This window comes from Promicromonospora sp. NPDC050249, from assembly GCF_040656015.1.
Taxonomy (GTDB): Bacteria; Actinomycetota; Actinomycetes; order Actinomycetales; family Cellulomonadaceae; genus Promicromonospora.
In genome coordinates this window covers 242291-255641 of record NZ_JBFAKY010000003.1, presented here as the reverse complement: position 1 = coordinate 255641, position 13351 = coordinate 242291, and the positions used below count along the sequence as shown (strand labels likewise).

At 71.5% G+C, this 13351-nt stretch carries 10 protein-coding genes and 1 tRNA gene; 7 read left to right on the top strand and 4 right to left on the bottom strand.

The window, feature by feature from the left end; genetic code table 11:
* Nucleotides 1-160 precede the first annotated feature (160 nt).
* Together AB0I32_RS04065 and AB0I32_RS04060 are read right to left on the bottom strand one after the other, a co-directional pair.
* Complete coding sequence (locus AB0I32_RS04065; RefSeq protein ID WP_357503133.1) at nt 161-2500, bottom strand: beta-galactosidase; 2340 nt, start codon at nt 2498-2500, stop codon at nt 161-163.
* A gap of 251 nt (nt 2501-2751) precedes the next feature.
* Nucleotides 2752-3621, bottom strand: a complete 870-nt coding sequence (locus tag AB0I32_RS04060; protein ID WP_357503131.1) for a TetR/AcrR family transcriptional regulator — start codon at nt 3619-3621, stop codon at nt 2752-2754.
* 89 nt (nt 3622-3710) lie between these two features.
* On the opposite strand from AB0I32_RS04060, the gene AB0I32_RS04055 reads away from it, so the two are divergent.
* The 7 genes from AB0I32_RS04055 to AB0I32_RS04025 all read left to right on the top strand — a co-directional run bounded on the left by AB0I32_RS04055 (nt 3711) and on the right by AB0I32_RS04025 (nt 11775).
* Complete coding sequence (locus tag AB0I32_RS04055; protein WP_357503129.1) at nt 3711-5507, top strand: right-handed parallel beta-helix repeat-containing protein; 1797 nt, start codon at nt 3711-3713, stop codon at nt 5505-5507.
* 110 nt (nt 5508-5617) lie between these two features.
* Nucleotides 5618-6577, top strand: coding sequence for an LLM class flavin-dependent oxidoreductase (locus AB0I32_RS04050; RefSeq protein WP_357503127.1), 960 nt, complete (start codon nt 5618-5620; stop codon nt 6575-6577).
* Nucleotides 6574-7161 (top strand): TetR family transcriptional regulator, encoded by a 588-nt coding sequence (locus tag AB0I32_RS04045; protein WP_357503125.1) that lies wholly within the window; start codon nt 6574-6576, stop codon nt 7159-7161. Before AB0I32_RS04050 ends, AB0I32_RS04045 begins: the two co-directional genes overlap by 4 nt.
* Nucleotides 7158-8390 (top strand): MFS transporter, encoded by a 1233-nt coding sequence (locus AB0I32_RS04040; RefSeq protein ID WP_357503123.1) that lies wholly within the window; start codon nt 7158-7160, stop codon nt 8388-8390. The genes AB0I32_RS04045 and AB0I32_RS04040 overlap by 4 nt, the downstream gene beginning before the upstream one ends.
* A 111-nt stretch (nt 8391-8501) precedes the next feature.
* Nucleotides 8502-9461, top strand: coding sequence for a zinc-binding alcohol dehydrogenase family protein (locus AB0I32_RS04035; protein WP_357503121.1), 960 nt, complete (start codon nt 8502-8504; stop codon nt 9459-9461).
* A gap of 85 nt (nt 9462-9546) precedes the next feature.
* Nucleotides 9547-10185: a TetR/AcrR family transcriptional regulator C-terminal domain-containing protein gene (locus tag AB0I32_RS04030; RefSeq protein WP_357503119.1), complete on the top strand. Its 639-nt coding sequence runs from the start codon at nt 9547-9549 to the stop codon at nt 10183-10185.
* A gap of 210 nt (nt 10186-10395) precedes the next feature.
* The gene (locus AB0I32_RS04025; RefSeq protein WP_357503117.1) at nt 10396-11775 is read left to right on the top strand and encodes a hypothetical protein; all 1380 of its coding nucleotides are present in this window, start codon (nt 10396-10398) and stop codon (nt 11773-11775) included.
* A 121-nt stretch (nt 11776-11896) separates the two neighbouring features.
* On the opposite strand, the gene AB0I32_RS04020 is transcribed toward AB0I32_RS04025, so the two are convergent.
* Both AB0I32_RS04020 and AB0I32_RS04015 read right to left on the bottom strand, forming a co-directional pair.
* Complete coding sequence (locus AB0I32_RS04020; RefSeq protein ID WP_357503115.1) at nt 11897-12913, bottom strand: serine hydrolase domain-containing protein; 1017 nt, start codon at nt 12911-12913, stop codon at nt 11897-11899.
* Between the two features lie 355 nt (nt 12914-13268).
* Nucleotides 13269-13345, bottom strand: a tRNA-Pro gene (locus AB0I32_RS04015).
* Between the last annotated feature and the right edge of the window lie 6 nt (nt 13346-13351).

The following is a 13351-nucleotide window of genomic DNA, read 5'->3' as shown; positions in this document are numbered from 1 at the left end:
GGGATGGCGAGCACCAGCCCGATCGAACCGACGAGCGTGCGCACGACCTCCTCGGCGATCTTCCGATCTCAGAGCAACCGACCGAAGTCATCCCAGGCCGCGTGCAACTGACCGATCTCGCGGCACCACAACGGACACGACGAACCGCAGAGATCAAGCGCTAGTCGCGCGCGGCCGTCCAGGTGACGCGCTCGGCGACGGTGATCGCGCCGAGCGCCGCGAGCTGCCCCTCGGTCTCGCGTCGTCTCGCCTCGGCCGCCGCCGGCAGCCAGACGGGGTTGTCCGGATGCAGCGGGAGCACGACGAGGCGCAGCTCTGCCGGCAGAGGGCCGAGCGTCCCGAGGTCGAGCCGCCACGATGTGCCGTCCCAGAACCTGTCGGCGACAACCGTGCCGTCGACCTCGAGCAGCGCCACGTCGCCCGCCCACTCCACGTCGATGACGGCGTCGACGCCCGGTTCCGCGGTCCACGAGGGCAGCTCGACGTCCCAGACGGCGCCCGTCCGCCGCACGAGGTCGTGGCCCGGGGCCGCGCCGCGCGTGCTCGTGCCGCCGTAGCCTGCGGGCACCTCGCCGGGCGGACGCTCCCCGACGACGGCGCACGCGCCCGAACGCGGCTCGGCGTCCGGGCCGGCGAGCCGCACGAACCGGCCCGACGTCGGCTCCCAGCGCTCGACCGCACCCGCCGTGGTGCCGGTCGTGCGCGCGGCGAGCGATCCGTCCGCCGCGGTCCAGAGATCGTCGTCCGCGACCAGCAGCGTCCGGCGGCCACCGCGGTCGAGCACCCAGGTCCGTGCCGCCCGGTCCGGCCCCAGGACGAGGACGTCGAGCGCCGCCCCGGCGGTGCGCACCTCCAGCAGCGCGCTGTCCTCCGCCGTGACCGCCCAGGCTCCGTCGGCGAGAGCGACCGCACCCGACCGTGCGACGACGCTCACCTCGGGATCGGCGAACGCGAGCGCCGGGGTGATGCCTCGTTCCGCGCGGAGCACGAGGGTGACCCGGTCGTCGTCGCCGTCCCCATCGAGGATCGTGACCGCCGAGGCGGTCGCCCACTCGATCTCCGGTGCGCCCGCGAGCCGCAGCCCCACGGGCCAGCGCGCCATCGTCCCCGCAGGAATCGACACGGGCGCGGCGGGGAGCTCGACGACGCGGTCCGTGAGCTCGATCGCGAACCGGGTCGGCTCGGCATCCCGCATCTCGACGTACGGCTGGTGCTGCCCGATCACGACGAAACCGCTGGTGCCGTCGCTGCGCAGCGCCCATCGCAGCGTGCTCGTGTCGTCCAGGTCCGCGGGCGGGGTCTCCGGCATCGACGCCGACATCGTCGCGAGGCGGTCACCGAAGGCGGCGAGGAACGCGTGCTGGTCGCGCAGCAGGTCGAACGACGGCGACCTCGAACCTGCCGCACCGATCGGCGCGTGGAAGTCGTAGTCGAACACCGGGAGGTCGTTGGGGTACCCGGTGGCGAGAGATTCCTGCAGGTCAGGGCCGCGCCAGACGTTGCTGCCGCCGGCGTACATGTAGTAGCCCTGCCAGACCGAGCCGTTGCCGATCTTGGTGTGGGCGATCGCCGCGACGTCCCCGGGCCGGAGCACGGGCCGCCGGTGGTAGGACGCCGCCATGCCACCCCCGAGCTCGCAGGTCGCCGCGGGGCCGCGGTGCTCGGACGACGTCGGCGGCGGCGTACCGGCGTCCTCCCGCTGGTCGGAGCCGATGCCGGGATCGTCCCAGACGTGGCCGAAGAAGTAGTGCGCCCGGAAGCTGGCGTCCCATGGGTGGTCGGATGGGACCCAGAACCCGTCGCCGTACCCGCCGTAGAGCGGGATCACCTCGTCCGGCAGCTCGGCGCCGCCCCACGCGGTCGCCGTCCAGATCGGCGCCTCGATCCCGGCTTCGCGGGCCATACCGATCAGCGTCCTGATGTGCTCGGGCTGGTCGTAGAGCTCGTTCTCGATCTGCACCGCGACGACGGGCCCGCCCGGTCGCACTCGACCCGCCAGGTGAGCGCCGAGCGCGCCGAACCACGTCCGGACGACGTCGAGATAACCGGGATCGTCGGTGCGATGCCGGACGTCGAGCTCCTGCACCCAGTCGGGCAGGCCGCCGTTGCGGACCTCGCCGTGGGCCCAGGGGCCGATGCGCAGGACGACGTCCAGCCCCGCGGCCTCCGCCGTGTCGATGAAGGCGGCGACGTCGAGACCGTCGTCGAACGACACCTCGCCCCGCTCGGCCTCGTGATGAATCCAGATGACGTAGGTCGAGACCGCCGTCACGCCACCCGCTCGCATGAGCCGGAGCCTGGCGTCCCAGTCGGAGCGGGGCACACGGGAGAAGTGGAGCTCGCCGGAGACGGGGACGACCGGACGGCCGCCCCTGCTGAGGTACCTCGGCCCTGCGACCAGGCGTCCGTCAGTGGCGGTGATCGCCGCGGACGGCGCGAGCGGCGCGGTCCACGCCTGGAACCGGCTCCGTGCGACGCCCGCGGCGGCGGCCAGGTGCATACCGTTTCTCTCCTTCGAGCAGTGGGTGGCTGCGGCCGAGCGAGCCTACTCCCGGCACTCGGGCACGGCCGAGCCCCCGCCGAACAGAGGACCGGTGCCAGGTGGGCGGAGAAGTACCCGAAGGTCACCCGCACCATGGTGATCCGGCACGGAGACCCTGCCTCCGCTCTGCTCCACGACCTGACCCCGGACGAGGCACCCGAGTCCGGTCGCCTGACGGGCAGCTTCCTTGACCGGCGCGACCGCCAGGATCAAGACGTAGTCGAATGACGCCGGCGATAGGCACGTTGCTGACAGGCCCTCGAGCAGTAGTCCCGTGGCCGCCCTCGACCTCCCTCGTCCAACGACTTCCCGCACATCACGCATTTGGCTCGGCTATTTTCGTCACGCATTACCTCACTCCCCTGGCTCGCGACGAGCGCCTGGACGCCATCGAGCGTGCGCTGCAGCCCGAACTCGAACGGATCGAGCGGCTCGTCCATACCGCCGCTCTCCCACAGCCTTCCCAGGGCCGGATAGGCGTCCATCCGCTCGAACAGGGACTCTCGCTCGCTCCACCAGCGCTCATGGGAGATCCCGGTGCGCCGTTGGAGCTCAGCGGTCTCCCCCGCCTGACGCGCGACCGACTCGACGAACCCGCCCACGAGATTCACCACCGCGATCACCTGGGCCGGCGCCAGACCGCCGCGTGACGCGACGTCGAGCGCGTGGTCGTACCCGGCCATGATGTTCGGACCGGGCAGGCGGCGGCTTCCCGCGCTGTGGACCAGCCAAGGATGCCGTTGGTGGATCGTCCACGCCCGCCGCGCCCAGCGCTCGAGGCCGGCGCGCCAGCCCAGCCCGTCCGCGGGCTCCAGGGGCACTTCGCCGTAGACGGCGTCCCGCATGAGCTCCACCAGCCCCGCCTTGCCGGGAACGTAGCGGTAGAGCGACATCGTCGTCGTGCCGAAGCGTTCAGCGACCTTGCGCATGGACAGCGCGCCGAGCCCCTCGGCGTCCGCGACCTCGATCGCCGCCGCGACGATCCGGCCGAGGCTCAGCCCGGGCCTGGCCGGTTCGTGCGCGCCCCACAGCAGCTCGATCGCACGTTCCGGATCCGGCTGCACGTCGTCCTCAGCCACCACAACTCCCTTGACGCTCGTCGCTCGATCCTGTTTAACTGATAAACCTCAGTATATTCCATAAATCAACTCGTTGGAGCCGCTTCATCATGCCCGAAAACAGGTTCTACGTGTCCCCCGACGGCCAGGACGACTGGCCAGGCACCCTCGACCGGCCGTTCGCCACCCCGCACGCGGCGCAGCGAGCGGTGCGCGCTCTCACCGCCGAGATGACCGGCGACATCGTCGTCACCTTCCGGGCCGGTGTCTACCACCTCGAAGAACCGCTCACTTTCGACGCCACGCAGGCCGACTCCGGAACGAACGGCTTCCGGGTGGCCTACCAGGCACACGGCTACGGAACGGCCGACCAGGAGGAGGTCGTGCTCAGCGGCGGCCGCGAGGTCGCCGGCTGGTCCGCGGGCGCCGACGGTGTCTGGACCGCCCCGATCGGCGAGCTGGAGCCACGACGACTCTCCGTCGAGGGCCGCCCAGCGGCCCGGGCGGCTCGCACCGGGCTTCCCGGGAACGTGACGAAAACTGCTACCGGTTACGTCACGGACAGCGCGGAACCGCAGTCGTGGCCGGATCCCTCGGGGCTGGAGCTCGTCTACCCAGGCGTCTATCCGTGGGCCGAGGCTCGCCTGGCGGTCGCCGCGATCTCCGGGGACGGCTCCTCGACCACCATCACCATGGCCCAGCCCGCCTTCGACAACGCCAAGGCCCTCTACGACTCGAAGTGGTACGGCGCAGAGGGTGACGGGACCTGGGACGGCCTCGCCGCGCCGTCCGTGCTCGAGAACAACGTGGCCTTCCTCGGCGAGCCGGGCACCTTCGCGACCGACCGCTCCGAACCGGGCAAACACGTCCTGCACTACCGCCCGCGCCCCGGCGAGGAGATCGGCAGGACCACAGCGGTCGTGCCCGTTCTCGACACGATCGTCAGCGGGCAGGGCGTGCACGACATCGTGCTGCGCGGCCTCACCTTCGCCGACGCGAACTGGTCGGGCCCCTCCCGCTCCGGCGGCTACCTGCACTATCACGGCAACGCTCGCCACGAGCGGGGCGGATTCCAGAAGATCGACATGGGCGCTTCCGTTGGCTACGTCCACGTTCCGGCGACACCGACCCAGCTACCGGCCAACGTCGTCCTCGACTCGGTCAGCCGGATGATCCTGGAGGGCAACCACTTCACCCGCCTCGGCGCCGGCGGACTCTCGATCGACGGCAGTACCGCCGTCGAGGTCCGGGGAAACGTCTTCGACGAGATCTCGGGCAGCGGGATCGCCGTCGAGGGCTCCAGTCGCGTCACTGTCGAGGACAACCTCGTCCACCACATCGGCAGCGAGTACCGCGGTTCGCCCGCCGTCCTGGTCATCGCCTCGAAGGAGACCACCGTGGCGCACAACGAGATCCACGACGTACCGCACAACGGCATCGTGATCACCGGCGGCGAGCAGACCAGGGACACCCAGGTGATCGGGAACCTCGTCGAACGAAGCATGAGCGTGCTGATGGACGGCGGCGGGATCTACCTGTCCGCACCGCAGGGCTCGTCGTTCGCCGGCGGGGCGGTGGTCCGGGGCAACGTGATCCGCGATGTCCTGACGTCGTACAACTTCGGGCTCTACGCCGACTACGGCGCCGCGTGGATCACCGTCATCGGGAACATCGTGTGCCGGGCCGACACGCCGATCGTGCTGCAGGTGGGCCCGCCGCTGGAGAACGTCGCCTTCGTCGGCAACTTCTGGGACGCCCTGCCCGACGGCTACGACGACCCGCCCACGACGGTGACCGTGGCCGGGAACACCGTGCTGCCCCAGGAGACCTTCGACGAGGCGGTCAAGGCCGACCCGGCGGCCGCCGACATCCTCGCGCGGGCAGGACGGCGCGGTCTGAGACGGTGATCGGGCGGTCCTGACGGGGAACGCGGTGGGGAGCGAACCGCTCCCCACCGCGTTGTCCCCTCGGCAGGAAGAGTCTTGCCTGTATACGAGCGTTCTGATAGTTATGCGCCATGACTACGACAGCGAGCATCGGTGTGATGCTGCCGCGCGACCTGCCCGCGCACCAGGTACTGGACTACGCCCGCGCAGCCGAGCGCATCGGGTTCGACGAGCTGTGGGTCGTGGAGGACCTCGGCTTCCGTGGTGGTCTCACGCAGGCCGCGGCGGTGCTGGCCGGCACAGAGCGCATCGACGTCGGCATCGGGATCCTGCCCGCGGCGTCGCGCAACGTCGTCTTCGCGGCGATGGAGATCGCGACGCTCGGTCAGCTCTTCCCCGGGCGGGCGATGGTCGGGATCGGGCATGGCATGCCGGGCTGGATGCGGCAGGCCGGGTGCTGGCCGGAGCGGCCGCTGACCTTCCTGGGCGAGTACACGGAGGGGCTGCGTGCGCTCCTTGGTGGAGACACCCTGGACGGCATGGTCGCGGGTGCCCGTCTTGAGGGCGTCCGGCTGGAGCCGTCGTCGTTGCCCGAGACGGTGCCGCCGCTCCTGCTCGGTGTTCGTGGGCCGCGGTCGCTCGCGACGTCGGGGCAGGTGGCGGACGGGACGGTGCTGGCAGAGCCGGTCACGCCCGAGTACACGGTCGCGGCGCGCGAGCAGATCTCGGCCCAGGGCGCGCACCGGGTCGTCGCGTACAACCTCGCCGCCGTCGACCAGGATCCGGACGTCGCCATCGCCACGGCGCGGCCTGGCCTCGAGTGGATCGGGGAACCGGACTGGGCGCCGCACCTGGCTCCGCTGCCGTTCGCGGCCCAGTTCGCGGCACTGCGCGCCGGCTGCGCCACACGACAGGAGTTCGTCGAGCGACTGCCCGCGCCGTGGGTACAACAGCTCGCGCTCGCCGGTACACCCGGCCAGGTCCGTGCGCGGATCGACGACCTGGTCGCGGCGGGAGTGACGTCGAACGTGCTCGTACCCGCCGGACCCGACCCGCTCGCCGCGCTGGAACAGCTCGCGGCCGTCCTGTGAACCGGCCTCGGCGGACCGACCCCGGCCGGCGTGAGCGGATCCTGGACGCGGTGCTGGACCTGATCGCCCGGGACGGTTCCGCCGGGGCGACCTACCGGTCGGTGGCCGAGGCGGCCGACGTGCCGATGGGGTCCATGACCTATCACTTCCCGACCCGTGACGACATGCTGCTGGCAGCGTTCGAGCGGCTGGCGGACCAGATGCACGGGCGTTTCGACCAGATCATGGCGGAGCCGCTCGACGGCGAGGACCCTCGCGAGCGGGTCGTCCAGCTCATCGTCACCCAGGGCGCCGGGTACGGACGGGACATGGTGCTGTCCGCGGAGCTGTACGCGCTGGCGGTACGCGACGAGCGCTACCGGGTACTCATCCAGTCCTGGATGGAGCGGTCCCGTGCCTCGCTGCGCCGGCACTTCCCCGCGGAAGCGGCACCGGTCATCGACGCCCTGCAGGAGGGCCTGGTGCTGCACAGCCACATCTCGACCGAGCCGTTCGACGTCGACCGTGTCCGAAGCGCCGTGTACCGCCTCATCGAACCCACAGCGATCTCTCGCACCGAGGCTCCGGCCGAGGAGGCCCGGTGACCGTGCACCCGACCGCGGACCGACGTCGGACCGCGCTGTTCGTCGCGTTCTTCGTCACGGGTCTGTCCATGGCGTCCTGGGTCTCGCGCACGCCCGCGATCCGGGACGCGATCGACGCGAGCACCGCCGAGATGGGCCTGGTCATCGCCGGGCTGTCCGCGGGCTCGATGGTCGGCATCGCGGCTGCCGGCACGCTGGTGGCCCAGCGCGGGGCACGGTTCGTCGTGCTGTGGGGCATGGTCGCGATCGTGACCGGCGGTGCGACCGTCGCGATCGGTTCGGGAGCCGGGCTCGGCTGGCTCGTCGCCGTCGGGCTCGCGTTCTTCGGGTTCGGGATGGGATCGGGCGAGATCGGCCAGAACGTCGAGGGCGTCGACGTCGAGACCGCGCTCGGCCGGGTGGTCGTGCCCGGGCTGCACGGGTCGTACAGCCTGGGCATCGCGGTCGGTGGCCTGCTGGGCCTGGCCGCGAGCACGGTGGGTCTTCCGGTGGCCGCCCACCTGACCGCGGTGGCGGTACTCACGGCTGCCGCGGCGGTCTTCCTCGTGCGGAGCCTCGCACCGGCGGTCGGCCGGGAGCCCGGCTCGGACCTGCGCCGCCGGGCCCCGATCATGCAGAGCCTCCGCGCCGCTCTCGCGGTATGGACCGAGCCGCGCACCGTTGCCATCGCCGTGATCGTGCTCGGCATGGCGCTGGCGGAGGGCTCCGCGAACGACTGGCTCCCGCTGATCATGGTCGACGGGTTCGCGCTGTCCGCGCCCGTCGCGGCCCTGGTCTACGCGCTCTTCGGCCTGTCGATGGCGATCGGCAGGTTCTCCGGGGGCTACTTCCTGGACCGGTTCGGGCGTACGCCCGTGATGGTCGCCAGTGCCGCGCTCGCCGTCCTCGGGATCGCGACGGTCTCGTTCGCTCCCGGTGCGTGGATCGGCGCTGCCGGCGTGGTCCTGTGGGGCCTTGGCGCAGCCCTCGGGTTCCCGGTGGCACTCTCCGCCGCCGGTGACGACCCCGTGGGAGCGGCCCGCCGGGTCAGCGCGGTCGCGACCGCCGGGTACACCGCCTTTCTGGTCGGACCGCCCGTGCTGGGGCTGATCGGCGAGCACGTGGGCCTGCGTTCGGCGATCGTCGTCGTGCTCGTCGCCGTCGCCGTCTCGACCTGCTTCGCCCGAGCGGTCGCCAGGCCGGCGTCGCCCGCGGAACGAGGCGACCGGGTCGACACCCCATCGCACTGAAAGTGCCTGCCTGACAGGGCTGCCCGACCTCGCTCCTGAGCCGGAGTATTGACAACTTAACAACGTTCGAGAAGACTGGCCGCATCATTGAACTTAGTTAAGGAGATTCCGATGCGTGCTGCAGTCGTCACCGCCCCCGATGCGCCACCCACCTGCGGTGAGTTCCCCGAGCCGCCCGCCCCGCCCGGCCAGGAGCCGCTGCACCTTGTCGGAGCCGGCCTGCACAACGTCGTTCGCGGCCTGGCCACCGGGAGGCACTACGGCCGCGGGCAGATGACGTATCCGCTGGTGCCCGGCATCGACGCGGTCGCTCGCACCAGCGACGGACGTCTGGTCTACACGGGCTACGCACGGCCGCCCTTCGGGACGATGGCGGAGCGGCTGGTCGCTCCGTTCCAGGCGGAGGTCCCGGCGGGCGCGGATCCGCTCGAGATCGCCGCGGGCATGAACCCCGGCCTGTCGGGCTGGATGGTCCTCACCGCGCGGCGCAAGGAAGTGGGGGCGCTGGGCACCGTGCTGGTACTGGGTGCAACGGGCGCGTCGGGCAGCCTTGCCGTGCAGGGGGCGTTGGCGCTCGGGGCGGAGCGGGTCATCGCCGCCGGACGCGACCCGGAGGCGCTGGAGCGGCTGCGCACCGCAGGAGCGACGACCGCGTCGCTGGTCCATGACGGCCCCGACGGCCTGACGAGGGCCCTGGCCGATGCCGTGTCCGAGACGTCACCCGACCTCGTGCTGGACTACCTCTGGGGGCCGGTCGCCGAGGCCACGTTCGCCGTGCTGGGGCGCGGCGGCGAGGACGCCGAGGCGAACACGGCCTACGTGCAGATCGGGACGCTCGCCGGCCCGGAGGCGTCACTGCCGGCGGACCTGTTGCGCAGCCGCAGGATCCGAATCACCGGGAGCGGCGTCGGATCGCGGTCCGCCGAGGAGATGCTCGCCGAGGCACCCGAGGTCATGGCCCGCTTCGCGGACGGATCCCTGCAGGTGCCCTACACCGCCTTCCCGCTGAGCCGGGTCGGTGAGGCGTGGGCGCACACCGGTCGAAGCCGCGCCGTCGTCGTACCGGACTGAGCCGGTGCGAGCTGGAGATCGATGATCTGCACTCTCCAGCTCAAGGACGCATCAAGCGTCTCTGAACACCGTTAACGTGTCACCCATGACCAAGGGCATCACCCGGGAACTGATCGTGACGGCAGCGCTGGAGCTCCTCGACGACCAGGGCATCGACGGCCTCACCGTCCGAGCGCTCGCCTCCCGGCTCGACGTCCGCGCCCCCGCCCTCTACTGGCACGTGCGCAACAAGCAGGAGCTGCTCGACGAGATGGCCACCGAGGTCATGCGTCGCGTGACCGCCGCCTTCGCCGCGGTCCCGCCCGGCGCCGGCTGGCACGACGACCTCACCGCCTACGCCCGCGTCCTGCGTTCGGAGTACCTGCGCCATCGCGACGGGGCCCGCGTCTTCAGCGGCACCCGGATCACGGAGCCGGACGTGGTGCGCATGAAGGAGCCGCTGTTCGAACGCTGGACCGCATCGGGCTGGAAGCCCGCCGACGCCGACGACGCCGTCGACGTGGTCACTGCCTTCGTCGTCGGCTTCGTCATCGAGGAACAGGAACGACGCCAAGCCGCCGAGACCGATCCGACGCGCTACTCCACCGCACAGCGCGACGCCTGGCTGGGCGAAGGCGCGTCCCTGGTCAAGGAGGCCGGACACCTCCAGGATGACGGCGACCAGCGGTTCGAACGACACCTCGACATCGTCCTGGAAGGGCTCGCTGCCCGACTCGGTGGCTGAGCAACCTACCGGCGCCTCCATCGCCGAGGCCGTAGCCCGGCCCAGCTCGGGCGGCACCTCTGCGACGAGGCTCTGCAGCTGCAGCAGGCTCTGTACCGAGCCGGACGCGCCCGCCGGCAACCGCGCGGGAGACCGCAAGGGCAGGCCGGCACGGCACACATGACGGGTGTGGGGACCGCCCCGGCCCCACGTTCAGCATGGAGGACCACGATGGACACCAACGAGATCGGCGACCCCGGCGTGCAGGGCCAGGACGTGCCGGGCCAGGACGCGCCGGGCCAGGACGCGCCGGGCCAGGACGCGCCGGGCCAGGACGAGGCGTTCGAGCTGCCCGGCGACGAGCTCGCCGCGCGGCGTGCCCGGCGTCGGACCGGATGGCTCGGCACGGCCGCCGCGGTGGCCGTCGTCGCCGTCGGGGGCGGCGGGTACCTGGCGGGCGCCGCGTGGGCCGACGGCCCCGGCGGCGCGGGCGAGAGCACGGCCGAGGCGCCGATCACGCTGGAAGCCCCGGTCGGTGCGGCGGACTCGCGCGGCGCCGGACCGGCGTCCGGACCGATGGCGGCAACGGACACGGGTATGGCGGCCGAGAGCGCCGACCAGAAGTCGTCGTACCCCTACGGCTTCTGGGGCCGCACCGTGTTCCACGCGGATTCAGGCCTGTCGACGTCGGGCTCGGAGGCCGAGGCGTTCGGCCTCGACCCCGCAGGAGTCCTGTCGGCCGAGACGGCGCGCCGGGTGGGCGACACGCTCGATGTCTCCGGAGAACCGCGCGAGGAGGACGGTTCCTGGGTGGTCGGCCCGGCCGACGGCAGCGGCCCGACGGTCCACGTCTACGCGGACGGCTCGGGGAGCTTCGACTTCTACGACCCGGCGCACGACCCGTGGTCCTGCCCGCTCCCGAGCAAGACCGAGCGGGGTACGACGGGCGAGGGCCGCACCGACAGCTCGGAGATCCTCCCGGCCCCGGACTGCCCGACCGTCACGCCGGACGCCGCCCCGGCCACGGGCGACGCCGTCGCCGCGCTGCGGGACGTGATGGACCGCCTCGGCGTCGACCCTGCGGGCTTCGAGCTGGAGGCGGGCGAGTCGTACGAAGACGACCCGTGGCGCTACGTCACGGCGTGGCAGGTGGTCGAGGGGCAGCGCTCGGGGCTGTCGTGGAGCGCGTCGGTGTCGGCGTCCGGCATCGCGAACCTGTCCGGCTTCCTCGCGGAGACGATCTCGCTCGGCCAGTACCCGGTGGTGAGCGAGGCCGAGGCCGTGGAACGCCTGGGTGACCCGCGGTTCGGCGCCTCGGGCGGCCTGATCGCGCAGGCGGCGGACGCCCGCGCCGCGGAGGATGGTGACGCGGCGAGCAGCGACATGATGCCCGCCCCGAGTCCGACGGTGCCCCCCGCCCCGACCCCGGGCACCCAGATCGCCTGGCCGGTGACTGACGTGACGATCACGTCGGGCCGCCTCGGTGTGGCGCAGCAGTACATGCCGGACGGCGCGGTGCTGCTGCTCCCGGCCTACGAGCTCCGGGACGCCGACGGGCAGGTCTGGTCGGTCCTCGCGGTCACCGACGACGTGCTCGACTTCACGCCCTGATCGGGCGCCGCGGGTGAGGGATGGCCTGGTCCGGACCGGACCAGGCCATCGAGGCCCTCCCGTAGATGCAGACCGCTGCCCCGGCCTGAGCGCTGTCAGGGCGCCAGCCGCGGCACGGCCGTCAGGTGATCGTCAGCAGGTCTGACCAGGAGCGCTGGAACAGCTCGACGATGGCTCCCGACCCGAAGGTGCAATTGCTCAGCACGGTCGCGGTCGTACAGGTCGCGGGATCGTGTGTCGACCGGAAGGCGACGCCTGCGTCGAAGCCGCCCATCACGATCGCGGGATCGTCCGGATGGAGCCAGAAGCCGGTGCCGTACCGCAAGTCCTCGTCCGGCACGAGTGAACGCGGGCGCGTCATCTCGGTGACCACGTCGGAAGGCACGATCGCACCGGCGTGGAGCGCTCGCCAGAACTGGTGCAGGTCGGCGGCGGTCGTGTAGGCGCCACCGTCACCGTTGCCGCGCACCGGCAGGTGCAGCACGTTGCTGCGATCACCGTCCGGGTACAGGTAGCCCAGGGCGGCGTCCCCGGGCAGCTCGTCCGATCGAAGGTACGCCGTGCGCGTGAGTCCGGCAGGCCCGATGACATCGGTGTCCACGACATCCTGGAACTGTCGTCCGGTGATCCGCTCGAGGACGATCGCCAGCACGATGTAGCCGCCGTTGCAGTAGGTGAACCGCGACCCAGGCTCGTGCTTGGCCGGGAAGCCGTCCAGGATCGGGAGAAACGACTCGGCGGTCTCGAGCGTGTGCACCGGGACGGGGAGGACGTAGTCGGCGGGGTCCCAGTCGTCGTCCTCGTCGAGGTAGTCGCCGATCCCTGACGTGTGGGTGAGCAGCTGCTCGATCGTGACGTCGTCGTCGATCAGTGGCAGATCGTCACCGAGGAACCGGCGCACCGGGTCCTGCAGCCGCAGCGTCCCGGACACGACCTGCTGCATGATCGCGAGGGCGGTGAAGCTCTTGCTGCCGCTCGCGATCGCGAACCGCGTGGTCGGAGTGTTCGGCACCGCCAGAGCACGATGCGCAAGTCCGTAGGAGCGTTCCAGAACGGTGCGATCGCCGACGTCGACCGTCACGATCCCGCTGAATGATCGCTCCAGTGCCGCGGCATCCAGCTCGTCAAGGTCGATCACGCGCTGCCCTTTCCTCTCCGGTAGCCGGCGCTCCCTGGGTCGTGCCGTAGCGGTACGCTCCCATCCGGCTCGGGCCACGCACCAGCTGAAATCCAGGATCGCGACCGACACAGTGGAGCGACACCACCCCCAGGGCCAGGACTTCGCCCTCTCTTCACCCCTCTCCGGGGAGCGAAGCGACCCGCAGCGCTTGTAGCGTTCTTCAGGAGTCGCCGGGCGGCCTCAAGAAGCGGGGACGACCGGTCCGGCGCGGTCGGCGAACCTTCGAGCTGCACGTCGCTCCCGAATGGGCTCCGCCAGTGGCTGAGTACGAGCAAGCCCACCAGCACCAATGTGTATCAGTGCTGGTGGGCATTGGTCGGGCTGACTGGATTCGAACCAGCGACCCTCTGCTCCCAAAGCAGATGCGCTACCAAGCTGCGCCACAGCCCGTCATGC